The organism is Edwardsiella hoshinae NBRC 105699 = ATCC 33379 (genome assembly GCF_000474215.1).
In the GTDB taxonomy this organism is placed as follows: domain Bacteria; phylum Pseudomonadota; class Gammaproteobacteria; order Enterobacterales; family Enterobacteriaceae; genus Edwardsiella; species Edwardsiella hoshinae.
On the sequence record NZ_BAUC01000003.1, the window covers coordinates 104313 to 129405 of the forward strand.

A 25093-nucleotide genomic window follows, 5' to 3' on the forward strand; every position below is an offset into this window, starting at 1 on the left:
CCAAAATTGATTCAAATCAAAGAAAGCTGCGATTGTTTGGTTACTTTTTGTGCGCTAGCGCCGATTTTTTACACTTCAAGCACCGTGCGCTAAGCTGGCGATGCGCACTCCGCCCCCGCGCACGGCTCAGCCCCAGGCGTGACATATTCATCCCATCAAGATGCAGTGTTATCATGACTGTATCGATCGTGGCGCACACTTCGTCGGCGCCGCCTGCCGCCTACTTGTATAGGACGCCATGAACGCCAGACAACAACGCATTCTGCAATTAGTAAACGACAAACGCCGTATCAGCGTCGCTGAACTGGCTCATCTCTGCCAGGTTTCCGAGGTCACCATTCGCCAGGATCTGACGCAACTAGAGAAACGTAGCTACCTCAAACGCGTACACGGCTTTGCCCTTGCGCTGGACAGCGACGAGGTCGATGCACGCATGATGATCAACTTCACGCTGAAGCAGCAGCTAGCCGCCTATGCCGCCTCGCTGGTGGACGACGGCGAAACCATCTTCATCGAAAGCGGCAGCACCAATGCCCTGTTGGCGCGCTACCTAGCCGAGCGTAAACACATTACCTTGGTCACCGTCAGCACCTATATCGCCCACCTGCTCAAGGAGACCGACTGCGATGTCATCCTGTTGGGCGGTCTGCACCAGAAGCGTAGCGAGACCGTCGTCGGCCCGTTAACGCGCCAGTGCATTCAACAGGTCTATTTCAGTAAGGCTTTCATCGGCATCGACGGCTTCCATCCCGACACCGGATTCACCGGGCGCGACATGATGCGCGCCGATGTGGTCAATGCGGTTCTCGCCAAGGGGGCGCAAAATATCATCCTGACCGACGCGTCGAAGTTCGGCCAGATCCATCCCAACCCCTTGCAGCCCAGCGGCGCTATCAGCCGCGTGATCACCGACTATCGTCTCGCCGAGACAGCGCGAGCGCAGTTAGAGGCGCTGGCGATCGCCGTCGATAAAGTCTCCGAAAACGGTATTCGTTGATAGGGATGATAGAGAAAAAAACCTACGTCAGCGCTTGCGTGCGGCTAGCGATACTGTATATATTCACAGTAAACAACTCATTAAGGAGTGAACCATGCGCATTGAACTGACTCTAGACAAGCGCAACCCGCTACCTGACGGGGCGCTTGATGCCTTTCAGCAAGAGTTTTCCCGGCGTCTTCAACCGCGCTACCCCGACTGCATCGTGCAGGTACGCCAGGCTGGTGCCAATAACCTGAGTGTTCTGGGAGGCGGTAAGAGCGATCGGGAGATCATCGAAACGATCCTGCAAGAAACCTGGGAGAGTGCCGACGACTGGTTCAGCCCCGACATCCCCGAGTGAAATGCCGCCAGGTCTAAATCCTGGCCCAATTACCTGCTACATCAGGTTTTTTATTGTAAAGAGGGAAAAAAACTATCGCCCGTGGCGCGGAAGCATATACTGAAAAGGCGCATGGCATGCGTTTGTTGATCCTAGCTTATTGCTCCTCGTTAGTACGCATTTTTAGTGACTACGCTTAAGGGGGTCTTATGAACGGCAAAGATGAAGTGATCCAGACGCACCCGGTTGTCGGTTGGGATATCAGTACCGTAGACAGTTACGATGCCTTAATGATCCGTCTTCACTACCTTTCATCGCAAGATCAACCCCCGGAGGATGCTCGCGTCGACCGCACGCTGTGGTTGACTACCGATGTAGCCCGGCAACTCATTACCATCCTGGAGGCCGGGATCGCCAAGATCGAAGAGAGCGATTACCAACAGCTTGACTATATCAAGCATTAACGTTCCCCCCAACACCGCCGCCAGGCGGTGTTTTTCTTTCGCCCCCTCAGGCGGCCTACGCCATCCCGGTATACACTAACAGGTAGTGAGACGACATACGCGCCGGATGCGACAGGTGCGGAGAAAGCGAAACGGAGGCGGAGATGGACTATGATCTGGCAATCGTTGGCAGCGGCTCTGTCGGCGCCGCGGCCGGTTATTATGCCGCGCTAGCCGGCCTCAACGTCGCCTTGTTTGATCGCCACTCGCCCCCGCACCATCAGGGCGGCCATCATGGCGATACCCGTCTCATCCGCCACACCGACGCGGCGACCCCACAATACGCTGCGCTAGCCCAACGGGCACAACAGCTATGGCTCGCGTTAGAGGAGATCAGCGCCTTACCCCTGTTTCATCGCTGCGGTGTACTCAGCCTGGGGCCACGACACAGTACCTTCATGCGCGGTACCCGAGCCAGCGCGGCCCAGCAGGGCGTAACGCTCAACGACTTGAGCCAGGCGGCGCTCGCGGAGCGCTGGCCGGCAATCGCCCTACCGGCGACATACGATGCACTGTTGGAGCCGGATGCCGGCTACCTGAAATGCCATCTGGCCATCGCCAGCCTGATCGAGAAGGCGGCAGAATTAGGCGCCCAACTGCACTTTGATTGTCCATTACACGCCTGGCATCCTGAGAGGGATGGTGTACGCCTGTTAGCCGCCCAGGGCGAATGGCGCGCCCGACGCGTCATCATCTGTGCCGGTAGCGGGACACACAGTCTGTTACCCCAACTACCGCTGCGTATCCTATGTAAACCCTTCGCCTGGTATCAAGCCGGGCCGAATCTCAGCGAGGCGCAGCACTTCCCTGCCTTGCACACCCTGACCGCGCAGGGCCACTATTTCTACAGTTTCCCTGCCGTCGATGGCGCCCTTAAGGCTGGGCGCTACGATGGTGGGGTGCGCGTCACCCCACCCGCGCGCTGCCCCCGAGCCCGCGACGCCCAAGAGGATGACGAGATCCATGACTATCTGCAACGATTTCTCCCCCACGTTGGCCCCTGCCTACACGGCGACATCGCCAGCATCGCCTGTACGCCTGACGATCATCTTATCCTCGATCGCCTGCCCCAAGCGCCGGCGATCACCGTAGTTGCCGGCCTCGGTAGCCATGGATTTAAATTGGCGCCGGCGTTAGCCGAACTGGCACTTGCCCTGACGCGCGGTGAAGCGCCCGCGCTCAATCTGAGTCCCTTTCGGCTGGGACGTTGGCCGGCGGTGACTCGCTAAGCGTTGACCAGATCCCCGCCCCTCCTCGCTATCCGACGAGGGGCGCATCGCTTGGACTAGCGCTCAACTAACGTTAACCTGACGCAGGCTGGACGCACCCAGCACTCGCTCCATGTGCCGGCCCTCGTACGTTGACTGTGGCATTAAACAACGCGCCTCTGTCCTGGTGGGATAGCCTGCGCCGCTGCTCCTCTCCTCTGCCATCGCAAAGCGCGGGCTAGGAGGCCAACCGTAGCTACCCGGCCCCCCAGACGAGACGAGCCTCCCTCTCTCCTCATTCGCTCGCCAAGGGAATTTCACTTACCAATATCTATTTAATTATGACGATTTATTTTTATTATTTATATGTTATCTCATCGAAAGAAAAATAATCCCACCTCACTTACAGATGGGGGCTTTTCCCATTGACAGGGTACGGCAAAGAAATTAGTTTGAGCGCTTAAAACACCTCGTAGCGTTATTCCCTATTATCGCCCCGTGTCACGCCTGCTCACGGAACTACGCCAAGCATGGCGCCTTACCTCGCGCCATAAACGACCGGCGCGATCGCTAAAGGACGAGTCATGGAGTTATTGGTTATTGAGCCCTGCCGCTATACCCAAATGGGCATCGATTTATTTATCAAGGATGAGAAAAACATCAATATTAATTATATTGATGACATCACGAGCATCCGCGATAACCACACGACAGAGCAAATGGATTTTATCTTCGCTAACCTCAGCGTCTATTGCCAGCACCATGATATTAATCGCGGCTTACAGGCTTTTCTCCATCGCCCACGGCGCGCGGTCTGCTTTATTTATACACAGGCTCACTATCCCTATACTAAACAACCGCTGTATTTAAAAAATGGCATTTATTTAATCAATAAAAAGATGACCCCGGCGTTATTGCACCTGATCAGTCGACTGCCGCATCCACCAGCGCTAGAGCCCGCTTATCCGATCGCACAGATCTACGGCGCCTGGCCGCTGCTCACCGCACGCGAGATCAGCGTACTGCATGACTGGATGCAGCAGATCGTCAACCATCGTATCGCCCAGCGTTTACACCTCAGTCCCCGGACGATCTACGCCCACAAGCGGCGTATTATCGAGAAAATGCACGTAAGAAACCGCATCGAACTCTGTTATCTGTATAACCTGCTGCGCCACCTCTATTAGAGGGTGATGACGAAGGTTGAGGAGCAGACGGGTTTTTCCTATACTCGAATCTCGCTCCTTGTGCCGTGAGGCATCATGCTTGACCGTCTACTGCAACGCCTGATCGACAATGTTCGCCATCACCTGATCTTTTACCTCGTCGTGTCGCTGTTACTGTTAGCCTTCGATCTCTACTACTTCATGGTGAGTTGAGCGCAAGGTGCATTGCATGCGCGCCTCACGATCCGCTATGCTGATGGCTGCGCTATCAGTACGTTAATCCTCTTTGGTATCTGCTATGCTGTCGTTTACTCTAGATCGCAACAGCCCGCTTGCGCTACAAACGCAACTCTATCAGCAATTCCACACCGCGCTTCACAATGGTTCATTGCAACATGGTGAACGTCTGCCCTCGATCCGTGAATTGGGCAGTAAGCTGCACGTATCACGCAATACCATCACCGCCGTGTATGAAAAGCTACAGCAAGAAGGGTTTATCGCTAGTCGGCCCGGTGTTGGCTATGACGTGATCTACGCCAGTCACATCGATCTCCCTGAAACGCCGGCGGCGCGGCATGAACTGGATCATCCCCCCAGTGTGCTATGTACTCAAGCCCCGGACACTTATGTCGACGTCGACAGTCCTCTGTTCTTCAGCCTAGGTAACCCAGATGAGTCGGCTTTCCCCTGGCAACGTTGGCGTAGTTGGAACAACAAAGCATCGCGCAGCAAACATTTGCTGATGACTCGCTATCATCCACCGGCCGGTCTGCTCTCGCTGCGTCAGGAGCTGGTCAAGTATCTGGCCGCGGCGCGCGGGATCCATACCGATGCACAACACATCATCATCACCAATGGCGTACAGGAGGGGTTAGCTCTGCTGGCGCGGACCTTGCTAACCCCGCAGGAGCACATCACTGTCGAGTCGCCATGTTACTCCGGTGCCTGGAATCTGTTTAATAGCTTCTCCCCGCAGATCCACGCTATTCCGGTCGATGAATACGGGCTACGTACCGATCGGTTACCCGAGCAGCAGTGTGCCTTAGCCTATGTCACCCCCTCGCATCAATACCCGGTCGGCAGTACCCTACCGCTGGCACGCCGCCTTGCCCTGCTCGACTGGTCACGCCGCTCTAATGCCTATGTGATAGAGGATGACTACGACACCACCTTTCTGTATGGCACCCAGCCATTGCCCGCGCTCAAATCACTGGAAGACGCCAACAACGTAATCTATCTGAGTAGTTTCTCAAAGACGTTGGGCCCGGGGATGCGTCTCGGCTTTATGGTCTGTCCGGATCGGCTGGTCGAGCCTATCTTGAATCTGAAGGCGTTATGGAATCATGGCGCCAGTTGGCTATACCAACAGTTTCTCGCCGATTTCATGTCGGATCAGGGCTATCACCGCCACCTGCGTAAGCTGGAATTGGAATACGCCGCTCGTCAGGCGTTGCTGCGCGAGGGGTTGAGCGCGCTGTTTCCCCGCGCCCGCCTGTTAGGCACCTCATCCGGGCTGCACCTGACGCTCAAAACCGATCTCAGTGCGCAGAGTGTCAATCGCCTGCGTGAGCGCTGCCTGCGCGACGGCGTGCGCTTCGATACCCTGCAAAGTATGTGTAACGGCTCGGAGCGCGCCTACCTGGAGCAGGATGGCGCTCCGCTGATGCTCTTTGGCTTTAGTGCCCTGTCGGCGGTAAAGATCCGCCGGGCGCTAGAGATCATCGCCCGAGCGGCGAAGGAGTTAAAGCTGGCCTAAATGCGTCGTCATGCTGCCACTCAGGCGGCAGGCGGCGCATCGCTTGGTAATTGCAGACGGAAATCTTGCTGTAGAGCGTTAGGCGCGCCGCTATTTAGCAATTGTTGGTAGATATCGCCCGCCACGGTGCAACGCTGACGATCGGGATCGCTGGCCATCGCCATTCCCAATGCATTACCTGCCATCTCGTTATACAGCAGATCCGTCAGGCGGTTCTTCTCGCCCAACGATGTCACCGTACGCAACGCATCCACTGTAGTGTTATACAGCGGTGATAAGCTGTTCTGCTGATTACAGCGCCGGTAGACCTCATGATAAAAAGCTAACTGCAATGCCTGCTCATAACGCAGGCTAGCGGCAGGCACCTTCACCTGCGCTTGAGCGGCCGCGGCGGCGCTGTTGTCCGCGGCGGCGCCAACTGCCGGCGCAATAGCGGCTGAGGGGACACTACTGACCGGATGTGGCGTATCGATCGCCACCGAGGTGCTGGGCTCCGCCAATGCGCTGGCGGCATACCATGCCATCAGGCCGGCGCCCAGCCATAGAAAGGGTTTATTCATCATCATTTCCTCTAGAAATGTTTTGCTACTATCCTAATGCGTCAAGCGGACAAGAAAAGGGCCAATCTGTTGTGCCGCGGCCCATTCTGTATCAGTCTGTGTCTTCGCCGTCTGCCATATCTCCCGCCCTCGGCGACCGCCGATATGGACAGCTGCGCATTTTTTCAACGCCGGACACCTCGGATTCCCACGGCAGTCACATTCCCGCACGCTATTTCAGACTGATTTACAATTGTATTATCTTATTTATGGTACCATTGTTGGGTATCTCTCTCCTGCGAACTTGTCTGATATTTGGGGTGCGGCAGATCACATAATAGGCAACCAGCCTGATCACCGGTATGCGCACTGCCCAACGCGGCTTTTTCCTTCAGACCCCTGTTCGTGGTTAATTAAGGTAACGTAATGGAAGTCATCAAAGCGATCCTGCATGCACTGTGGGCCCACGATTTCGCCGTGCTAAGCGATCCGCATATTGTCTGGATTATTTACGCCATTCTGTTTACTACCCTAGTATTAGAAAATGGCCTGCTCCCCGCCGCCTTCCTACCGGGCGACAGTCTGTTGCTGTTATCCGGTGCCCTGATCGCGCGCTCAGTGCTCCCCTTTTTCCCGACGCTGTGCCTGCTGGTCATCGCCTCTAGCCTAGGGTGTTGGTTGAGCTACTTGCAGGGGCGTTGGCTGGGAGATACCCGTCTGGTGCAAGGCTGGCTGTTACGTCTGCCGCCGCAATACCACCAGCGTGCTTACAATCTGTTTCATCGTCATGGTTTGATGGCCTTGCTCATTGGTCGTTTCTTGGCCTTCGTGCGTACCATCCTACCGGTTCTCGCCGGGTTGTCCGGGCTGCGTAACACGCGTTTCCAGCTCTTCAACTGGATCAGCGCTCTACTCTGGGTTGGCGTGGTGATGGGCTTGGGGCTGGCCATTAGCCACATCCCTTTCGTCCAGCAGCATCAGGATCAGGTGATGTCGATCCTCATCGTCCTGCCGGTAGTACTACTGGTCAGCGGCTTGATCGGTACCCTACTGCTGCTGCTACGCCGCCGCCGACAACCACATGCCTGATCCTCTCTTTTGCCGCCCTCAGCAACGCTGTTCCGAGGGCGGCAGAAATCAGACTATTTACCTGTCGATAAATTCCCTGCCGCCTATACTGCACTCATTATCAGCCGGTTCCGGCACGCCTCAACTATACTTAAAACGTGTCGGACGCAGTAAGGAGCCCAACATGAACCTCTCCATGAAACGCGCCACCAGCGTCGCCTTAGCCCTCGCCCTGGTCGCTTCCCTCAGTGCCTGTTCCAACATGTCTAAACGCGATCGCAATACCGCCATCGGTGCCGGTGCCGGCGCGATCGGCGGTGCCATTCTGACCGATGGCAGTGCACTGGGTACCGTCGGCGGTGCCGCTATCGGCGGATTGATCGGCCATCAGGTCGGTCGGTGATACCAACGGGGTAACGCCCAGCGTACAAATGAAAAAGCCGGCAAGATTGCCGGCTTTCTTGTTGGCTCGCTTACGGCCGCGTGGGGCAGATCTTAACCGCCGGCTAACTTCACCCGCATCCCTTTCGCCTCAATTAACTGTTTTAACAGGTCGCGTTTATCGCCCTGGATCTCGATCACCCCATCGCGCACGCTGCCACCACAGCCACAACGTTTCTTCAACTCGGCCGCCAGCGCGTGGGTCGCGGCATCATCCAGATCCAATCCGGTGATCACGCAGACCCCCTTCCCTTTACGCCCACTGGTCTGGCGCTGAATACGCACGATACCGTCCCCTTTGGGCCGTACGACCGTCTCCGGCGCCTGCGGGACACGCCCGCTAGCGGTGGAGTAAACCAGACGACTGTTATTATCTTGCATGACTCGCTTCTCTGTCTCTTATTATGCCAGGCTCGCCAGAATGGCGCGCAACGCCTCGGCGGGATCCGCCGCCTGGGTGATCGGACGCCCGATCACCATGTAATCGACGCCGGCCTGTAGCGCCTGTTGCGGCGTCATGATACGCCGCTGATCCCCGGCTTCGCTTCCCATCGGGCGGATGCCCGGCGTGACCAAATTAAACGCCGACCCGCAACAGGCCTTAAGACGCGCCGCCTCCTGGGCCGAACAGACCACCCCGTCCAACCCACAAGACTGGGTCAAACGCGCCAGGTGCTCGGCGTAATCGGCCGGCGCCATGTCGATACCGATCGCCTGTAGATCGGCCTGCGCCATGCTGGTCAATACCGTCACCGCGATCAACCGTGGCGCCTCCGCGCCATAAGGCAATAACGCCTCACGCGCAGCCGTCATCATCCGCGCACTACCGCTGGCATGCACATTGACCATCCATACCCCCAGCTCTGCCGCCGCCGCGACAGCACGCGCTACGGTATTGGGAATATCATGAAACTTAAGATCCAGAAAGATATCGAAGCCACGCTGCTGCAAGGTACGAACCAGTTGCGGCCCGAACAGGGTAAACATCTCTTTGCCGATCTTCAGACGGCAGTCGCGTGGATCGAGAGTATCCACCAGCGCCAGGGCGGCATTTTGGTCGGCATAGTCGAGGGCGACGATGATCGGCGAGTGGCTAGGGGCACGCATCGGGATAGATTTTGACATGGTGGGTTCCTGAATCTGGCGTTTATCGGAGAAATACCTTTTTCAGGGGGGGCATTGTACACAGCGCGCCCTGCTCTGCCTAGGGCATCGCCATCGTATCTAGGGACAAATCCCGCCCAGTGTTTACTGGCCGTCCAATCCGCGGATCGGTTTGACCGTCGCCCAAGCCCGACAAGAAGGACAGTGCCAGTACAGGCTGTGGGCGGTGAAGCCGCATTTCAAGCAACGGTAACGGGGCTTGGTGCGGATCTGCTCGCCCACCATGTCTCGCAGCAACAAAAGACTCTCGCGCGCCCGACCATCCTCGGCCTCCGCCAGGTGGTAATCCATCAGACGGTGAAACACGCGCATAGTCGGGTGACGCTGTAGCTGGCGGCTGACATAGATCTGGGCGGCTTCCAGCCCCTCTTCGGCCTCAATCACCTGGCCCAACATCAACTCGGCGCTGGCACCGGCATCCTCCTCGACGCAACGACGCAAAAAATCATGCCACGGCGCCGCTTGACCCAGCGCCTGATAGCAGGTTTCCATCAGCGGCAAGACCTCACTAACGAAAGCACGATCCTGCTCCAGAACCTGAGCGAAGGCCGTTACGGCCTTCGCCGGCTCACCCAAGGCTTGATAGACCCGCCCTTGCATAATAGAAACCCGCGCGCAGCCCTTATCTGCCACCGCCGCCTTCTTCAACAGGCTTTGCGCCTTGTCGAGATCGTCGCTGCCCATCGCCTGCAACGCCAGTTCACAATAGAAATGGGCGATTTCACCTCGCTGCTGCTCTTTACCCAAGCGCACCAGTTTCTCCGCCACTTCGATGGCTTTGTGCCAGTCACTGGTCGCCTGGTGGATCACCAGTAATTGTTGCAACGCCGATAGGCGAAAATCGGCCTCATCCACCAGTTGGCTGAACATCTCCTCGGCGCGGTCGTACAAGCCCGCTGCCATATAGTCGCGCCCCAACTGTTGCACCGCCAGCAGGCGTTGCTCAAAGGAGAGCGACGCGCTCTCCATCAACGATTGGTGGATACGAATGGCGCGATCGACCTCGCCACGAGAACGAAACAGGTTACCGAGTGTCAGATGCGCTTCGACGGCGTTGCTGTCCTCCTTGAGCATATCGAGAAACAGCTCGACCGCCTGATCTTGCTGGTTAGACAACAGGAAGTTCACCCCGGTCACGTATTCACGCGACAGGCGATTCGCCTCTTGCTGTTTATCCTGCTGTGCGCTCCTGCGCCCCATATACCAGCCGTAGGCAGCCGCTACCGGGAGAAGCAGAAACAGCAGCTCGAGCATGGCGATTATTCCTTGGCGGCAGGGGTCGACGCGACGTTGGCATTGGCGCTAACCGGCGCATCAGCCGGGGCCAGTTGCTGTTCCAAACGCCGAATCTTACGCTGCGCGCGCGCCAGCCCCACGCGCACACGCAGATAGAACAGACCGCAGATCACCCAGCCCAGCACGAAGCCCGCCGCGAACAGCGTCGCCAGCAGCGTCGACAGACGGTACTCGCCCTTCGCTAACAAATAGTTGAAGGTAACCAGCTGATCATTTTGCGTGCCGAGGGTGACCGACAGTACGAAGATCGCCAAGACGATCAGAAAAATCAGCAAATATTTCACATTTCTTCCTGTTGTTCAGGTTAAGCAAATGAATAATGCTTACAAAATCGAGACAGCGTCTAAATTAACATTTACTCATGGGGCATGGAAACCCCGCCTGACAGAAAGGCAAGGGTTTATTGCGTGATGCGCTATTTTTATACCGTCATCGCCACCTCTTTGCCTCTTGCGCTTGAATACCGCCCTCGGCATCACCATATCAGCCCATAGTTTTACAATTGATGCAGCATTTTTATTCCTTTTTTTGCGGTATCAACTACAACAAATGTGCTTTCTTGACCGAGATTGCCGCGCATTTTATGGCAAAATGAGGCCTGATTTTTGTAGCCGAAGTAGGAAGCGTCACTCATGACCTTACGCGCCCTGTGCTATCTACATCCGCAGCGCGCCGTAGATGTGACGCCGTCATGATGGAAAATGATGTGGTTGTGGAGACAAACATGCAGCTTAAACAGGTGGCAGAGGCAAAACTGCCGACGCCATGGGGCGACTTTTTAATGGTCGGCTTTGAAGAGATTGCGACAGGTCATGACCATTTGGCCCTGGTTTATGGAGATATTTCCGGCGCAACGCCGGTACTGGCGCGTGTTCACTCCGAGTGTCTGACGGGCGATGCCCTGTTCAGCCTGCGCTGCGACTGCGGCTTTCAGTTGGAGGCTGCACTGGAGCACATTGCAGAAGAGGGACGTGGCATCCTGCTGTACCATCGTCAGGAGGGACGCAACATCGGCCTGCTCAACAAGATCCGTGCTTATGCCTTGCAGGATCAAGGCGCCGACACCGTCGAAGCCAACCATCAGTTGGGCTTCGCCGCCGATGAGCGTGACTTCACCCTGTGCGCCGATATGTTTAAATTGCTGGGCGTAAGCCAAGTTCGGCTGTTGACCAATAACCCGAAAAAGGTCGATATCCTGACCCAAGCGGGGATCAACATCGTTGAGCGTGTACCGCTGATCGTCGGGCGGAATCCGAAGAATGAACGCTATCTGGCTACCAAGGCGGCCAAGATGGGGCATCTGTTAAACGGCTAAACGCGCCGGGGCGGCCCCGCCGCCCTTGCCATGCGCCACCCCGGTGCCCGTCGCAGTGGCGGGTGCCACCCTCTTAGAAGCGGTAGCGTAGGGTGGCTTGAAGACTATAGTCCAGGTTATAGTCACCGAAGCTGCTGCGCTCCACCTCCAGTCCCAGTTGTAGAGCGTCGCTGATCCGACTCTCAATCCCCAGGCTATAGCGCAACCGAGCGTCGCGATCGCCGCGGATCGTCCGTTCGCCGCTGGCGTCACGCAACTGCGTATCCCCCGTCGTCAGTAGTTCGCTCTGATAGTCTATAGCCATACGCAGCGTGGTTTGCCCCTGCCCGCTAATGAAGTGCTTGCCCAGCGCGAGGCCCGCCGTCGCCAGCAACGGCGTAAATCCCGGTTGCGCCAGCGACACCGCCATACCGTGATCCTGCCAGTCGAAGCGGGTGGATGAATACCCGCCAGACACCAATTCCAGGTGCGGCTCGATGAAGGTATGCTCACTCAACGCGTAACGGTAGCCGACATCAGCGCGCGCGTACCAGGCGTGGTTATTCGCCTGACGTTCCCCCAGCCCCGCCAGGCTGACCTGGTAGACGGTACGTTGGTGGGCGTACTTACCGTTCAGATCGACAAACCATCCGGAGGGAAACAGCGCCGTGGCATACAGCCCGGCCCCCAGCGTACGACTCCGACTACTAAAGGCATCGCCGCTGGCTCGACCATCGGTCACGGTGAACGTAGCCCCCGCCAGCAACTCGCCCGTCCCCCTCAACGCATAGCGGCGATCGGCCCCTAGCTGTAGGTGCAGATAGCGGTCACGGTAGTTTTCCGCCGCGCTGCCCGCTCCGTGCAGAAGCCTGGCCCACACGCCACTGGCCGATGGATCGTTACGCAGATCCAGCTGGCGTTTGTCCAGATACTGCACCTCGGCCATAAAGCGGCGATAATTCAAGGAGAGCAAGCTGACGGCATCCTCTTCACGCTGCGCATCCGGCGCCACGGCAAAGCCGCTCAGCACCCAGTCCATTTGTCCGTCCGACTCGCGGGTGATCAACTCCGGCATCACTTCGCTAAAGCCCATAGGCTGGAGACGGGTGCGGAAGCTTTCTCGGTCACTACCCGCAGGGGCGCTGATCAGGCTAACGTTCAGCCGCCCTTGCGGCAGGGTCGGCTCCAGATAATTCACCAGCACGACGTTGTTGTTGCCGCTCAGTCTCTCGTTGATCACCAGCCGATCGCTGCCTGCCTCGTCGGCACGCAACGCCACCAGCGCACCGTCGGCGTGCAGACGATCCACGTTTAAGGTCATAAAATCGCTGCCGGTCGCGCTGATCAGACTGTTCTCGGCCTGCAACGCAGCGAGTCTGGAGTCGCCACTCATGCGCCACAAGGTATCGTACATCTCAACGTGGGCCTGTGGCGCTGCGATACGGCCACGGTAGTCCACTGTCCCGCCAGTGGACGGCGTTGCGCTAATCGGCCACCCCATCGCCGGCTTGACGCCAAAGCGCAACAGACTCTCACCGGCGACATGCAGATCGCCCTGCAACGCCGCCCCGCCCAATAGCGCTAAGCGCGCGTTATCCCCCGTTAGGTAGAGATCGCCCCGATGCTGGCTCTCCGGCCCAAAGTAAGCGCCACTGTCGTTCAGATCAATCACACCGTGACTACGGCCCGCGCTGGTAAGAAACGCCCCATGGCTTAGCGTAATATCGCCTTGCTGCTCGGCGCTACGCCCCAACGTCAGCAGGCTCGCTGCGCCCTTGATAGCGCTCTGATTACGACCGTCCAACGCCAGTATCGCGCCCTCGTTCAATGCGATGTCACCCCCTTGATGCTGGCTCCCCGGCCCCAGATATAGCGTACTGTCCGCCGCGCTCAGCTTTCCATCGATACGTCCTGCGGAGATTAACGATGATGCGTGCATCAGGTGTACATCGCCTTGCAGTTGCCTCCTTGTCTCTGCCGGCGCCGTCCCCAGCGTCGGCGCTTGAATAGCCAACATGGCGCCATTATCCAGGGTGACGGCCCCCCTATGCAGCCCATCACCCTGCAAGGTCACGCTGCTGGCATCGACCCTCAGCGCCCCCTCGCTCTTGCCCTCGGAGATCAGGCGGGAGGCGGCCTCTAGGTGGATATCGCCCCTCAGTATCCCCTGCGGCTGCAAGGTAATGCGCCCATGCTCGGCATGGAGCTTACCTTCAACATCGCCCTGAGCCATCAACCTGCTGCCGTTAGCCAGGTTGATATCGCCTAGTTGCTGTCCCCTCTCCCGCAAGATGATAGTGCTCGTATTGCCCGCACTCCAGTCGCCTACGCTGACCCCAGCGGCGTTCAGTGTCGAGGCCTGTAAGGTAATGGGCCCCGTATGGCGGCTGTGCACGCCCAGATGCACCGCGCTGGCGTTACTGGCCGTCATCGTTGCAACACTCTGCCCTTCGGAATCCAGCGTCGACTGAGCATGTAGCGTAATAGCGCCGCTAAGCTGCGGGGGAGGCGCCGAACGCAGCAACGGTAGCGGCGCCGCGGCGGATATTGGCGTTGCCGCGGCCGCCTTCACCGTCAGCCGAGCATTATCATTCAGAGCGATATCGCCATGATGCTGTCCTGCGCCATCTAGCGTTACTGTGCTGTGCCGCGCCATGATGGTACCGCTGTTACGCCCCTGAATAGTCAAGGCCGCGTTATCGCTGAGAGTCATCGCCCCATCGCGGTGCTCACTGCCCGGCGTCAGCGTCACCTGGCTGGCGCTCGCCACAATCGGGCTGCGGTTATGGTTATACAGCGTCAGCGCCGATCCATTAGCCAGCGCCAGATTGCCGCTAAACATCCCCGGCCCTTCAAGACTCACGCGGCTGCCATCTGCGCTGATATCACTGGCGTTATTTCCCTTGCTGATCAAGGTTGATGCATGACGCAGGGTAATCGCGCCACCCCGTCGCTCGTATCCGCTCTCCAGCGTCACTTGGCTGTTATCGGCAACAATATCGTTGCCGTTACCGGAAGATACCGTACCCTGCTCTGTCAGCGTAGCCCCTGCCGTCAGGACAATATTGCCGCGATGGTCGTTCTCCAGCGTCACTTGACTGGCGACGGCATGAATGTCCCCGTCAATGAAGCCCTGGCTGAACAAGGTCGCATTATTGCTCAAGTTCACCTCGCCATCATGACGGCTGTGCTTGCCCTGCAAAGTGAGCTGACTGGCCTCCGCCGTGATGGTGCCATTGCTGTGTCCCTGTGACGCCAATGTCGCCTGCTCCCTAAGGTCAAGCGTTCCGCGATGCTCCGCGTCCGAAGCGAGCGTGATCTCACTGGCGGACGCCGTGATGGCGCCATTGCTGTGTCCCTGTGACGCCAATGTCGCGTGCTCCCTAAGGTCAAGCGTTCCGCGATACTCCGCGTCCGGGGCTAGCGTGATCTCACTGGCGGACGCCGTGATGGCGCCATTGCTACGCCCTTGGAGCGCCAGACGCGCGTGATCGCGGAGCGCCACTATCCCGCGATGCTCCGCGCCTGGCGCCAGCGTGACCTCACTGGCGGCCGCCGTAATGATGCCGCTGTTACGCCCTTGGAGGGTCAGGGCTGTGTGATCGCGGAGCGCAAGCACACCCTGATGCTCCGCGCTTGAAGTCAACGAAATACGACTGGCCGCCGCCGTGATAGCGCTATGGTTGCGATTAGCCATCGTCAGCGTCGCCGCATTCGTCAGCGTAATATCCCCGTTTTGTACGCTGCCCCGCGCCAAGGTGACTCGGCTACCACCATCGGCCGAGATGGCTCCCTGATGATTGCCCTGAATGGTTAGGTCCGCAGCACTCAGCGTAATATCCCCCTGATGCTCGGCCCCCGACTGCAATCTGATGTCGCCACCGCGCGCCGTAATCGCTCCCGCGGACCGTCCGCCACTATCCAGCGACGAGCGATTATTCAGCGAAATATTACCCCGATAGCGACTACGTTCCTGGCCAGGCGCGCGCGATATCCCAGGCATTATCTCCATTGCGACCCCTTCGCCATCGAGATTATCCACAAACACCTGGCTATCATTCAAAGTGATGTTACTGGCATTAGCCTGGATATCCCCCTGCATGGCGGCGTTACGCGCCAGGCTAAAATCGGTCTGCGTCAATGCTAGCGTGTTCAGTGTAAACTGGCGTTCCTCCCAATCGGGCTGGGCAGCGGAGACCGGCGGACGATTGCGGGAGTAATCGCGCGCGTGGATGCGCGGGTGTCCCTGAAACAACAGCCGCTGCCCGCTGGCGCTGAGCGTACCGTCAATATCGATGCCGCCGTCAAAGGCCAGTGTACCGGCAGACGCGCCGGGCATCTGGCTCACCAGATCCAGTTTGCCGCTGAACCGACCATGGACCAAATAGTTGGGATCAGCGCTCCTGCGTAAATCCAGCGTGACTGTTGCCGTCTCACTGGCGCTATTAGTTAATTGAGCGCCATAGTCGGCCATATTCAAGCGGTGAAAGGTCAGATCATGACCGTTAGCGTCTAACGTCCCACCACGAAAGCCCCAAGTGATACTGTCCGGATCCAACTGCTGATCCGCCATCAACTTTACCGTCGGACGACCGCTGGCGATATTCAGGGAGCGAAAGGCCCGCACCTTCCCCGCCGCATCAGGGCGTTGATCCAGCAGGGTCAGACCATCGCCCACTTTCAGCCCGCCCGGATTCTCCCCCATCCCGTTAATATGCAGCGTCCCCGTCCCCAAACGGTGCAGATTATCCCCGGCGACACCGTTTAGCTGCCAATCGACTTGTTTATCCTGGTTGATAATCACGCCGCCGCCTTGCCAGGTCTGCCCATTCTGGGCGCTAACCCGATAATCAGCGTCAAAGGTCAGTACCCCGGCGCCCTGGTCAATATTGCTCTGCAACACGATCTCACCACCGCCCGTGCCTGAATCATTACGTTGAAAAGTTAGGTTTTTACCGGTATTCAGATCCTCTCCTGTCGGCCCATGCATGCTAAACGAAACGCCGCTCTGCGGTTGGGAAAGGGTGCCACTATGCGCGTCACTATTGTAAGTCCAGAGCAGCGCCCCCTGCCCCGCTCTGGGGGTGATCGCCGGATCGTTGTCCTCCGCCATTGCCGTGCGAATAAAATCGCTCGGCAACACGACCCACCAATTGGTCGCACCGGCATCGCCACTGTAGGCGCGCGCCACCGCCACCAACACCCAGCGCCCCTCATAAGCATCGTAGGTATACAGCGGCGAGCCGCTGTCTCCCGGGGTACCGTAGCTGGCCAGCGGCCCATTGACCGGATCAAAGGTGTTGCCCGGATTGGATACGATGGAGCGATCGGAGATCTGCGGTACGCCGATGGTTCCCCCAGTCATATAGATGTAAGGTCCCTGTAGATAATTCAACCTCCCATCGCGTGTCTTCGTATACTGCCTGCCGCTCCCGACCCGGTAAAACACCGGAAAACGGGTGGTATTTTTATAGGTATCCTTGACCGTACCCGCGGTCGTCATCGGAGTGGGCACGACTTCGGTAACGATTTTATTTAGCCGGGGAAGATGGAAATCCAGAGAATTATCAGGATAATCATTGCGATCCACCAAACGATAACGATTACTGCCATCATCGCGATAGCCGAAAGCCACCGCAGAATAACCACGGTTATGGGCGACACTGGCAATGTACTGGGGTGCCACCAGCGTCGCGATGCCACCGGTATCGTTATCGAAGGCTGAGACCGAGCTGAAATCAGGAAACGGCGCCTGATCAAGGACGCCGACCAACGCTCCCGATTTATCATAGATTTTTATATTTTTAGTGCCGGGTTGAAACTCGCCCTTATTTTCCGCAAAGTCGCGAAATACCAAATACGGGATCTCATCGCTGACCACGCTGGCAATACCTGGCGGCACACTCAACAGCGCGCTGAAAAATAAGAGCAGCGACACGCCAGATGGCCGTCTCGCCGTTCCGGACTTTTGCGCGCCACGACAAATCTCAGCCACCGCAATATACCCTGCGGCGCTAGCGCTATACTTTAATGAAAATATTTTATTCATATCAAATCCTTATGATAAGCGTGCTATTGCGCTTGATCCACCCACCGTCCCAGGCCAATAGAATAAATACAGAGAATGAATGTTACCCTTAATATGGTATTCCCTTGACGCCGCCCCGAGGGGAACTCGGTTACCGGCTCTGCGCCAACCTGCCGGTGCGGTGATGCCGCATAGGTCAGGTGTCAGAGGGTAGACTCGACATGACCTGGCCTGCGGATTGAAGCGCCAATAAATAGCACCGGTCCGCGGTATTATGCTGCCGCGACCAGTTCGTTTTAACTTGATAAATTAGCGTGTAGTAAAACATTTCATTTTTCATTCATATAAAATAATCAGTATAAAAATTATCAATCATAATATTCACCTTGATACCTCACCTCACGATGACGCCAAAATAAACGGCGACGATGCCGTTTGTGCTGCAAACCAGTAATACATTGGCCGCGATCATATATCCAAATAAACTATTAATATAAATATATCAATATCATCTTACAGCACCGGGGAAAACGCCAAGCCGCGAGCAAGCCAATATGATAGAACGTCGCAAATAAAACGCCCCCAAAAAAAAGTAACATCAATTAGATTTGATAATATTAAAATAAGAGTTAATGCTGTTGGTATTCAGGATAGAGCGATATTAAATTTAATTTATTAAATGTATTTACTAGTCGGCACAGTCGAAGCTCAGGGAACACACATGAGCAGATGGCCTTATCGGCTATGCGGCAGAGGAGATGGGCGCATGCTGTATGCCTTTGTACCCGCATTGTTCAGCGCGGGTCATCCGTGTACCTCTCGCTAGCGCCACCGGCGATGTCAGCGCCGTTAGCAACGCTTGCGGCTTTTGTCTCTTCTCCAGTTGAAACAAACCGCGCAGTAGGGGGCCTCTATTTTCGCTAGCGTAACCAGCCAGCAATAACTGGTGCAGCGGATTCCTTAGTTCAGTTAACCCCCAAATCGGTTTCTGGAGACGATCTTAAGCTGGTGCGGAATAAGCCATATCTCGGGGATAAATTCAGCGGGCGACATGTGCCCTCTCAGCCAAGAGCAGCCAGGCGAGCCTTCCAATGGACGGCGGTGTTACCGGTAGGGAGACGTGACGCAGACCAAGCTAACCGTTCTGATCGGCGTTTTCTTGTGGTGCACGCGGTTGTGCGATAAACAAAAAAAACCCCCGTCCAGTCAGTACGGGGGCGAAGCGATGTAATCACCCGGTTACAGGCGTATCACCGACTTGCATCAATGGCTACGAATATAGTCATCCATCTCGGTTTTCAGGTTATCCGATTTAGTGCCGAAAATGGCCTGTACGCCGGAACCGGCCACCACGACGCCTGCGGCACCCAACTTCTTCAAGCCGGCCTGATCCACCTTGGCGACATCGGCAACGCTGACGCGCAAGCGGGTAATGCACGCATCCAGGTTGGTAATGTTGTCCTTACCCCCAAAGGCGTGTACCAATGCAGCGGCCATCTCGTTGCTGCCCTGGGTCGCCTGTTCGGCGGCGCTGTCTTCGCGCCCCGGGGTCTTCAGATTCAGTTTGACGATCAGCACACGGAAGATCACATAGTACAGCAAGGCATAGCACAGGCCGACGATCGGGAACAGCCACAACTTGCTGCCGTTACCGCTCAATACGATGAAGTCGATCAGGCCGTGCGAGAAACTGGTACCGTCGCGCATCCCCAACAGAATACAGATCGGGAAAGCCAGACCGGCCAGGATGGCGTGGATCACATACAGGATCGGCGCCACAAACATAAAGGCGAACTCGATCGGCTCGGTGATCCCCGTCAGGAACGAGGTCAGCGCTGCCGAAATCATGATCCCGGCGACTTTAGCGCGGTTCTCCGGTTTCGCCGAATGCCAGATGGCAATCGCGGCGGCCGGCAGGCCGTACATCTTGAACAGGAAGCCGCCAGAGAGTTTGCCCGCCGTCGGATCCCCCGCCATATAGCGCGGAATATCGCCGTGGAACACTTGTCCGGCCGCATTGACATATTCACCGATCTGCATCTGGAAAGGTACGTTCCAGATATGGTGCAAACCAAACGGCACCAGCGCACGCTCTACCAGACCATAGATGCCAAAGGCCACCACCGGGTTTTGGTAAGCCGCCCATTGTGAGAAGTGCTGAATGGCGGAGCCGATCGGCGGCCAAATGAAGGAGAGCCCCACGCCAAGCGCAATAGCTGCCAGACCCGAGATGATCGGCACAAAACGCTTACCGGCGAAGAAACCCAGATACTCAGGCAGCTTGATGCGATAGAAGCGATTAAACATATAGGCCGCGATAGCGCCGGCGATGATGCCACCCAGCACCCCGGTATCCGCCAGGTGTTTCGAGGCGATCTCTTCGGCCGGCAAATGCAGCACTAACGGTGCGACCACCGCCATGGTTTTCACCATGATGCCATAGGCGACCACGGCGGCCAGCGCCGATACCCCATCGTTGTTAGTGAAGCCTAATGCCACGCCGATAGCGAAGATCAGCGGCATATTGGCAAATACCGAACCGCCGGCTTCGGCCATCACATGGGAAACAATCTCGGGCAGCCAACTGAAGTTAGCCGAACCGACGCCAAGAAGAATACCTGCGATGGGCAAGACTGATACTGGCAGCATCAGCGACTTGCCTACCTTTTGCAGGTTAGCAAATGCGTTTTTAAACATGTCTGAGTGTGCTCCTGAGTAAAAATGCTCTTTTTATTCACGCCAGGGGCGGCGCGTGCCATAGGGAAGAGGGCCCCGGGCAAGGGGTGTCTTTGCACCCTGTTGTTTTTTACACAGAGTAAAATAAATAGCGTATTTTGTGTTTGATGGCTGTCACGTTTCACATATTACAGCGATCTATTTAACATTTTTGCAAGAAAATCGACCGATATTAACTATCATATTGAATTATCAGATAGTTTATTAACGAATAAATGCACAAAAAATGCCCATTCATGGGCATTTTTACGCAGCGTAAAATATATTAATCGGCATGCGGCAATGTTACTGCAAACAGGCGGCTAAAATTCGCACTGGTCGCGGCAGCCAGCTCTTGCGGGTCAATACCTTTCAATAGTGCCAGATAGTCGGCGACATCGCGCACATAAGCCGGCTGGTTCTCGCGTCCACGGTGCGGCACCGGAGCCAGATAGGGGGAGTCAGTCTCCACCAGCAGGCGATCGAGTGGCACATAGCGCGCCACCTCGCGCAACGCTTCAGCGTTACGAAAGGTGACAATTCCGGAGAAGGAAAGATAAAAACCAAGATCCAGCAGCGCCGCCGCCGTTGCCTTATCTTCCGTGAAACAATGCAGCACCCCACCGCACTGCTCAGCCCCCTCCTCACGCAGGATCGCCAGCGTATCCTGGCGGGCCTCCCGAGTATGCACGATCACCGGTTTACCCAGTGCGCGGCCGGCACGAATATGCTGGCGAAACGATGCCTGTTGCTCGGCGATGTTGTCCTGCTGGTAGAAATAATCCAACCCGGTCTCACCCAACGCGATCACTCCTGGCTCGGCGGCCAGTTGCTGCAACGTCTCCGGCGTGTACGGCTCTTCCAGATTCAACGGATGCACCCCGCAAGAGAAAAGCACATCGGGACGCTCGCCGATGTGGGTGCGCATCGCGCGATAACCCGACAGGGTGGTGGCAACGGCCAACACTAACTCGACACCGCGCTCGCGTGCCGCGGCCAGTACGCTATCGACGCTGTCGTGCAGCCCATCATAATCCAAGCCATCAAGATGGCAGTGAGAATCAACTAGATACATAAGCAACCTATTTCTCTCTATGCCAAGCCGACACATCAGCCGGCAAGGCATCGCGCTATGCGCACAGCTGGCGCATCAGCAATAATTCACGATTGATACCCGGCGTAGCCAGGAGTTGATGACGGCACGCCACCCAGGCGTGCCACAGGCGTTGCAGTTCAGCCGGGGCATAAGTTTCCGCGAGGCGGTTGACCAGCGCTACCTGATCACAATTGGCGATACTCGCGGTGCCTGCGAGCTGGCGTTTTTGTGCATCTAACAACAGCGCACATAACCATCCCAGCCGCTCGGCAACATCCTCCTGGTTCAACGACGGCAGCAGATCGAGCCATTGCTGGCTTGCCAGCGCCTGGCTCAGCGCCTGACACACGGCTTCACGCTGCGCCCAGCGCGCCGGTTGCAGCAAAGCCAGCGCGGCGAGAGGAGCCCCGGCGCACAACCGCAAGGCTGCATGCATCGCCTGGGGATCGCCGGGTTGTTGCTGTTGCAGCCAATGCAAGCTGTGGCTTTCCGCTGGCGGTGCCAGATACAGATAGAAACAGCGACTGCGCAAGGTTGGCAGCAGCTGCGCCGGCTCTCGGGTTGTCAGCAGGAAATAGGTCTGGGCAGGCGGCTCCTCCAGCGTCTTTAACAGCGCATTGGCCGCCGCCTCGCTCAGTTGCTCGCAACGCGCGATCCAGACGATCTTCGCCCCGCCCTGCTGGGCATGGCTTTGCAACTGCTCGATGATCTGACGTACCGGCTCGACGCCCAGTGTGCTTTTACCTTTCTCCGCTTGGAGGCAATGCCAGTCGGGATGCGTGCCAGCCGTCATCAGTCGACAAGCATGGCACTGGCCGCAGCTCTTCTCCCCCAGGGGATGTTGGCAAAGCAGCCAACGCGCCAAGGCATACACCAGCGACGCCTCCCCCATGCCAGCGATGGCATGCAACAACAGCGCATGGTGACCGCGTCCGCTCTGATGCTGCGCCAACAATTGACGATAGGGGACGTTGAGCCAGGGATACCAGTTCACGCCTGGGCCTCCTGACGCGCCAGCCACGCTTGCAACGCTTGACGGATGGCGGCACTCACCTGCGCCAGCGGCTGCGAGGCGTCGAGGGTGATGATGCTGTCATCCTGGCTGGCCAACGCCAGATAGCGCGCCCGGGTACGTTCAAAAAACGCCAGCGACTCACGCTCGATGCGATCCAGCTCGCCGCGACTGCGCGCACGCGCTAGCCCCTGTTGGGGAGGGATATCCAGATAGAGGGTGAGATCGGGCTTGAAGGCCCCCAGCACCGTATCACGCAGGGTCTGCAACAGTTGCGGATCGATGCCACGCCCACCGCCCTGATAGGCCTGCGAGGAGAGATCATGCCGGTCACCGATGACCCAAGCGCCACGCGCCAGCGCCGGCTTGATCACATTCTCCACCAGTTGAACCCGAGCGGCATAGAGCATCAACACCTCGGCGCGATCGGTCAGTGTCTCCCCGCTACACCCCTCTTTCACTAACTGACGCAACTGTTCGGCCAACGGCGTACCGCCGGGCTCCCGGGTGAAGACCACCTCTTGCACCCCGTGCCGGCGCAGCTCCTCCACCACCACCTCGCGCGCCGTCGTCTTGCCGGCACCCTCTAGCCCCTCGATCACGATGAACTTACTTTTCATTCTTATCCCTTAATACCTGCAAATAGGCGCGCACCGCCTGATTATGGCTTTGCAGGTTAGTGCTAAATACATGTCCGCCCTTGCCATCTGCCACGAAGTAGAGGTAGGGCGTCTTGGCCGGATGCGCCGCCGCGACCAGCGAGGCTTTACTCGGCATGGCGATAGGCGTCGGCGGTAGGCCGGCGATCACATAGGTGTTATAGGGGGTCGGCTGCTGAAGATCGCGCCGCGTTAGGTTGCCATTATAGGCCTTTCCCAGACCATAGATCACCGTCGGATCGGTTTGCAGGCGCATACCGATACGCAGGCGGTTGATAAATACCGAGGCGACCTTGGGACGCTCCTCACCTAATCCGGTCTCTTTCTCGATGATCGAAGCCATGGTGACCAACTGCTGCGGCGTCTTGTAGGGCAATGTCCGATCACGCTGCGCCCACTGTTGCTCCACCTCTTTCTCCATGCGTACATAGGCGCGCTTCAATAGCATCAGATCCGTGGTGCCGGCGGTATAACGATAGGTGTCGGGATAGAACCCCCCCTCCAACGACTGTCCCGCCTTCACCCCCAGTTGTTGGGCGATCTGCGCCTCACTCGCCCGTTGCAAGGTATGCTTCAACTGCGGTGCATCGGCCAGGACCTTCAACCAGTCGCTGAAGCGGGTTCCCTCGATAAAACGCACATCGAATTGCGCCTCGCGTCCACTGCTAAACAACGCCAGCATGTCACGCACCGTCATACCAGGCATCAGTCGGTAGGTTCCCGCTTTAAACTTGGCCAGCGCCGGTTCCAACTGCAACAACCAGGGAAGGTAACGTCCCGACTGGATCAGACGATCGCGTAGCAACAGCGTCTGTAACATCTCCCGTCCGCTACCGGCCGGCAGTTTGAACAGTGTCGGTTGGCTCAACGGCAACGGCGTGTGAGCGAACCGCTCCACCTGCCGATACCCCAGCAGACCTAAACCGAGCAGTAACAGCAGCACCAACGCCGCCATCAAGGCTATCCGTTTTTTCTTCATTCCACCGCCATCACGCCGCTATGCCTCACCGTTTAAGCAATGCGGCAATAAAAATTGATACAATGTGCGTGCCGTAAAGCGCCGCCCCGCCGCCTGATTGACCGGCAATAACGGCATCAACGCATTACACACCACCACCTCATCGGCCTGGAGCAATGCCTCCAGCCCACTCTCCACTTCGTGCAGACGATAAGAACTCGACGCCAATAGACGGCAGATACGCTGGCGCATCACTCCATCGACACCGCACTGCGTCAGACGTGGAGTAAAAACCTGCTGTCCACAGCGCCAGAATAGATTGGCCGCACAGCATTCCACCAGCCTATCCTGGGTGTCAAGCACCAGCGCCTCATCCGCCGCGCTCTGCGCCAGGTTGGCACGGATCAACACCTGCTCCAGTCGGTTCAAGTGCTTGATGCCGGCCAACAGCGGCTGACGCGCCAGGCGTATCGGGCTGACACTCAAGGTGATCCCCCGCTCGCGCAGCTTCGGGTAGTGCGCCGGTGCTGCGGCCGTGAGCAAGATCCGGCGTGGGGTGTCGGCGCCATGCGGATCATAGCCGCGTCCGCCGCTGCCGCGCGTAATCACGCTCTTCAGCATCCCCTCGCCTTGTAGCGCGGCGGCACGCTCAGCCTCCGCCTGCCAACACGCCCAATCCACACCGTAGATCTGTAGACGCGCGCAGGCATGCTGCATGCGTGCCAGATGGGCGCGCAATCCATCGATGCGCCCCTGCCAAACCCGGGCGGTGGTGAAGCACCCATCACCATAGTTCAGGCCACGATCGCTCAACGCAATCTGCGCCTGCTCTTCGCCATCGATCCAGTACATGCCTTCTCCTTACTCCCTC

23 protein-coding genes are annotated in these 25093 nt (G+C 57.5%); 10 read left to right on the forward strand and 13 right to left on the reverse strand.

Annotated features, from left to right (window positions below; genetic code table 11):
* Window positions 1–238: 238 nt before the first annotated feature.
* From EHO01S_RS01335 to pdxR, 7 genes are all read left to right on the forward strand, one after another.
* Window positions 239–997, forward strand: a complete 759-nt coding sequence (locus EHO01S_RS01335) for a DeoR/GlpR family DNA-binding transcription regulator (protein ID WP_024522266.1) — start codon at window positions 239–241, stop codon at window positions 995–997.
* 94 nt (window positions 998–1091) lie between these two features.
* Window positions 1092–1340 (forward strand): DNA damage-inducible protein I, encoded by a 249-nt coding sequence (gene dinI / locus EHO01S_RS01340; RefSeq protein WP_024522267.1) that lies wholly within the window; start codon window positions 1092–1094, stop codon window positions 1338–1340.
* Window positions 1341–1528: 188 nt separating this feature from the next.
* A complete protein-coding gene (gene bssS / locus EHO01S_RS01345) occupies window positions 1529–1783 on the forward strand; it encodes a biofilm formation regulator BssS (RefSeq protein WP_024522268.1) in 255 nt (84 codons plus the stop codon).
* Between the two features lie 143 nt (window positions 1784–1926).
* Window positions 1927–3051, forward strand: a complete 1125-nt coding sequence (gene solA / locus EHO01S_RS01350; protein WP_024522269.1) for an N-methyl-L-tryptophan oxidase — start codon at window positions 1927–1929, stop codon at window positions 3049–3051.
* Between the two features lie 563 nt (window positions 3052–3614).
* Window positions 3615–4217: a helix-turn-helix domain-containing protein gene (locus tag EHO01S_RS01355; protein WP_024522270.1), complete on the forward strand. Its 603-nt coding sequence runs from the start codon at window positions 3615–3617 to the stop codon at window positions 4215–4217.
* A 75-nt stretch (window positions 4218–4292) separates the two neighbouring features.
* Window positions 4293–4409 (forward strand): DUF2770 family protein, encoded by a 117-nt coding sequence (locus EHO01S_RS18795; protein WP_115314482.1) that lies wholly within the window; start codon window positions 4293–4295, stop codon window positions 4407–4409.
* 85 nt (window positions 4410–4494) lie between these two features.
* The gene (pdxR, locus tag EHO01S_RS01365; protein WP_024522271.1) at window positions 4495–5952 is read left to right on the forward strand and encodes a MocR-like pyridoxine biosynthesis transcription factor PdxR; all 1458 of its coding nucleotides are present in this window, start codon (window positions 4495–4497) and stop codon (window positions 5950–5952) included.
* Window positions 5953–5972: 20 nt separating this feature from the next.
* On the opposite strand, the gene EHO01S_RS01370 is transcribed toward pdxR, so the two are convergent.
* A complete protein-coding gene (locus EHO01S_RS01370; protein ID WP_024522272.1) occupies window positions 5973–6512 on the reverse strand; it encodes a hypothetical protein in 540 nt (179 codons plus the stop codon).
* Between the two features lie 405 nt (window positions 6513–6917).
* On the opposite strand from EHO01S_RS01370, the gene EHO01S_RS01375 reads away from it, so the two are divergent.
* Window positions 6918–7580, forward strand: coding sequence for a DedA family protein (locus tag EHO01S_RS01375; protein ID WP_024522273.1), 663 nt, complete (start codon window positions 6918–6920; stop codon window positions 7578–7580).
* Window positions 7581–7743: 163 nt separating this feature from the next.
* A complete protein-coding gene (osmB, locus tag EHO01S_RS01380; protein ID WP_024522274.1) occupies window positions 7744–7962 on the forward strand; it encodes an osmotically-inducible lipoprotein OsmB in 219 nt (72 codons plus the stop codon).
* 92 nt (window positions 7963–8054) lie between these two features.
* On the opposite strand, the gene yciH is transcribed toward osmB, so the two are convergent.
* The 5 genes from yciH to EHO01S_RS18800 form a co-directional block, all read right to left on the reverse strand.
* Window positions 8055–8381 carry a stress response translation initiation inhibitor YciH gene (yciH, locus tag EHO01S_RS01385; protein ID WP_024522275.1) on the reverse strand — a complete coding sequence of 109 codons (327 nt, stop codon included), beginning with the start codon at window positions 8379–8381 and terminating at the stop codon, window positions 8055–8057.
* 21 nt (window positions 8382–8402) lie between these two features.
* A complete protein-coding gene (gene pyrF, locus EHO01S_RS01390) occupies window positions 8403–9125 on the reverse strand; it encodes an orotidine-5'-phosphate decarboxylase (protein ID WP_024522276.1) in 723 nt (240 codons plus the stop codon).
* Window positions 9126–9248: 123 nt separating this feature from the next.
* Window positions 9249–10418, reverse strand: coding sequence for a lipopolysaccharide assembly protein LapB (gene lapB, locus EHO01S_RS01395; RefSeq protein ID WP_024522277.1), 1170 nt, complete (start codon window positions 10416–10418; stop codon window positions 9249–9251).
* A 5-nt stretch (window positions 10419–10423) separates the two neighbouring features.
* The gene (locus EHO01S_RS01400; RefSeq protein WP_024522278.1) at window positions 10424–10744 is read right to left on the reverse strand and encodes a LapA family protein; all 321 of its coding nucleotides are present in this window, start codon (window positions 10742–10744) and stop codon (window positions 10424–10426) included.
* 212 nt (window positions 10745–10956) lie between these two features.
* The gene (locus EHO01S_RS18800; protein WP_155964351.1) at window positions 10957–11094 is read right to left on the reverse strand and encodes a hypothetical protein; all 138 of its coding nucleotides are present in this window, start codon (window positions 11092–11094) and stop codon (window positions 10957–10959) included.
* A 90-nt stretch (window positions 11095–11184) separates the two neighbouring features.
* On the opposite strand from EHO01S_RS18800, the gene ribA reads away from it, so the two are divergent.
* On the forward strand, window positions 11185–11775 hold the full coding sequence (gene ribA / locus EHO01S_RS01405) for a GTP cyclohydrolase II (RefSeq protein WP_024522279.1): 591 nt from the start codon (window positions 11185–11187) through the stop codon (window positions 11773–11775).
* A gap of 73 nt (window positions 11776–11848) precedes the next feature.
* Here ribA and EHO01S_RS01410 read toward each other — a convergent pair whose 3' ends face one another.
* The 7 genes from EHO01S_RS01410 to pabC form a co-directional block, all read right to left on the reverse strand.
* Entirely contained in the window at window positions 11849–17803 is a 5955-nt protein-coding gene (locus EHO01S_RS01410) for a S6 family peptidase (protein WP_024522280.1), read from the reverse strand.
* Window positions 17804–19045: 1242 nt separating this feature from the next.
* Window positions 19046–20479, reverse strand: coding sequence for a PTS glucose transporter subunit IIBC (ptsG, locus tag EHO01S_RS01415; RefSeq protein WP_024522281.1), 1434 nt, complete (start codon window positions 20477–20479; stop codon window positions 19046–19048).
* A 304-nt stretch (window positions 20480–20783) separates the two neighbouring features.
* Entirely contained in the window at window positions 20784–21572 is a 789-nt protein-coding gene (locus tag EHO01S_RS01420) for a metal-dependent hydrolase (RefSeq protein WP_024522282.1), read from the reverse strand.
* A 55-nt stretch (window positions 21573–21627) separates the two neighbouring features.
* Window positions 21628–22587: a DNA polymerase III subunit delta' gene (gene holB, locus EHO01S_RS17345; RefSeq protein WP_035370159.1), complete on the reverse strand. Its 960-nt coding sequence runs from the start codon at window positions 22585–22587 to the stop codon at window positions 21628–21630.
* Window positions 22584–23225, reverse strand: a complete 642-nt coding sequence (gene tmk, locus EHO01S_RS01430) for a dTMP kinase (RefSeq protein WP_024522283.1) — start codon at window positions 23223–23225, stop codon at window positions 22584–22586. The genes holB and tmk overlap by 4 nt, the downstream gene beginning before the upstream one ends.
* Window positions 23215–24243: an endolytic transglycosylase MltG gene (gene mltG / locus EHO01S_RS01435; RefSeq protein ID WP_024522284.1), complete on the reverse strand. Its 1029-nt coding sequence runs from the start codon at window positions 24241–24243 to the stop codon at window positions 23215–23217. Before mltG ends, tmk begins: the two co-directional genes overlap by 11 nt.
* Before the next feature lie 18 nt (window positions 24244–24261).
* Window positions 24262–25074 (reverse strand): aminodeoxychorismate lyase, encoded by an 813-nt coding sequence (gene pabC / locus EHO01S_RS01440; protein ID WP_024522285.1) that lies wholly within the window; start codon window positions 25072–25074, stop codon window positions 24262–24264.
* Window positions 25075–25093: the final 19 nt, after the last annotated feature.

Bases quoted from the DNA above. Each gene is read 5' to 3' on its own strand.
- EHO01S_RS01355 (WP_024522270.1), top strand. From the start codon at position 3,615: ATGGAGTTATTGGTTATTGAGCCCTGCCGCTATACCCAAATGGGCATC.
- pdxR (WP_024522271.1), top strand. From the start codon at position 4,495: ATGCTGTCGTTTACTCTAGATCGCAACAGCCCGCTTGCGCTACAAACG.
- ptsG (WP_024522281.1), bottom strand. From the start codon at position 20,479: ATGTTTAAAAACGCATTTGCTAACCTGCAAAAGGTAGGCAAGTCGCTG.
- osmB (WP_024522274.1), top strand. From the start codon at position 7,744: ATGAACCTCTCCATGAAACGCGCCACCAGCGTCGCCTTAGCCCTCGCC.
- EHO01S_RS01370 (WP_024522272.1), bottom strand. From the start codon at position 6,512: ATGAATAAACCCTTTCTATGGCTGGGCGCCGGCCTGATGGCATGGTAT.
- EHO01S_RS01335 (WP_024522266.1), top strand. From the start codon at position 239: ATGAACGCCAGACAACAACGCATTCTGCAATTAGTAAACGACAAACGC.
- pabC (WP_024522285.1), bottom strand. From the start codon at position 25,074: ATGTACTGGATCGATGGCGAAGAGCAGGCGCAGATTGCGTTGAGCGAT.
- solA (WP_024522269.1), top strand. From the start codon at position 1,927: ATGGACTATGATCTGGCAATCGTTGGCAGCGGCTCTGTCGGCGCCGCG.
- tmk (WP_024522283.1), bottom strand. From the start codon at position 23,225: ATGAAAAGTAAGTTCATCGTGATCGAGGGGCTAGAGGGTGCCGGCAAG.
- dinI (WP_024522267.1), top strand. From the start codon at position 1,092: ATGCGCATTGAACTGACTCTAGACAAGCGCAACCCGCTACCTGACGGG.
- ribA (WP_024522279.1), top strand. From the start codon at position 11,185: ATGCAGCTTAAACAGGTGGCAGAGGCAAAACTGCCGACGCCATGGGGC.
- EHO01S_RS01375 (WP_024522273.1), top strand. From the start codon at position 6,918: ATGGAAGTCATCAAAGCGATCCTGCATGCACTGTGGGCCCACGATTTC.
- yciH (WP_024522275.1), bottom strand. From the start codon at position 8,381: ATGCAAGATAATAACAGTCGTCTGGTTTACTCCACCGCTAGCGGGCGT.
- lapB (WP_024522277.1), bottom strand. From the start codon at position 10,418: ATGCTCGAGCTGCTGTTTCTGCTTCTCCCGGTAGCGGCTGCCTACGGC.
- EHO01S_RS01410 (WP_024522280.1), bottom strand. From the start codon at position 17,803: ATGAATAAAATATTTTCATTAAAGTATAGCGCTAGCGCCGCAGGGTAT.
- EHO01S_RS01420 (WP_024522282.1), bottom strand. From the start codon at position 21,572: ATGTATCTAGTTGATTCTCACTGCCATCTTGATGGCTTGGATTATGAT.
- EHO01S_RS18795 (WP_115314482.1), top strand. From the start codon at position 4,293: ATGCTTGACCGTCTACTGCAACGCCTGATCGACAATGTTCGCCATCAC.
- pyrF (WP_024522276.1), bottom strand. From the start codon at position 9,125: ATGTCAAAATCTATCCCGATGCGTGCCCCTAGCCACTCGCCGATCATC.
- mltG (WP_024522284.1), bottom strand. From the start codon at position 24,243: ATGAAGAAAAAACGGATAGCCTTGATGGCGGCGTTGGTGCTGCTGTTA.
- EHO01S_RS18800 (WP_155964351.1), bottom strand. From the start codon at position 11,094: ATGAGTGACGCTTCCTACTTCGGCTACAAAAATCAGGCCTCATTTTGC.
- bssS (WP_024522268.1), top strand. From the start codon at position 1,529: ATGAACGGCAAAGATGAAGTGATCCAGACGCACCCGGTTGTCGGTTGG.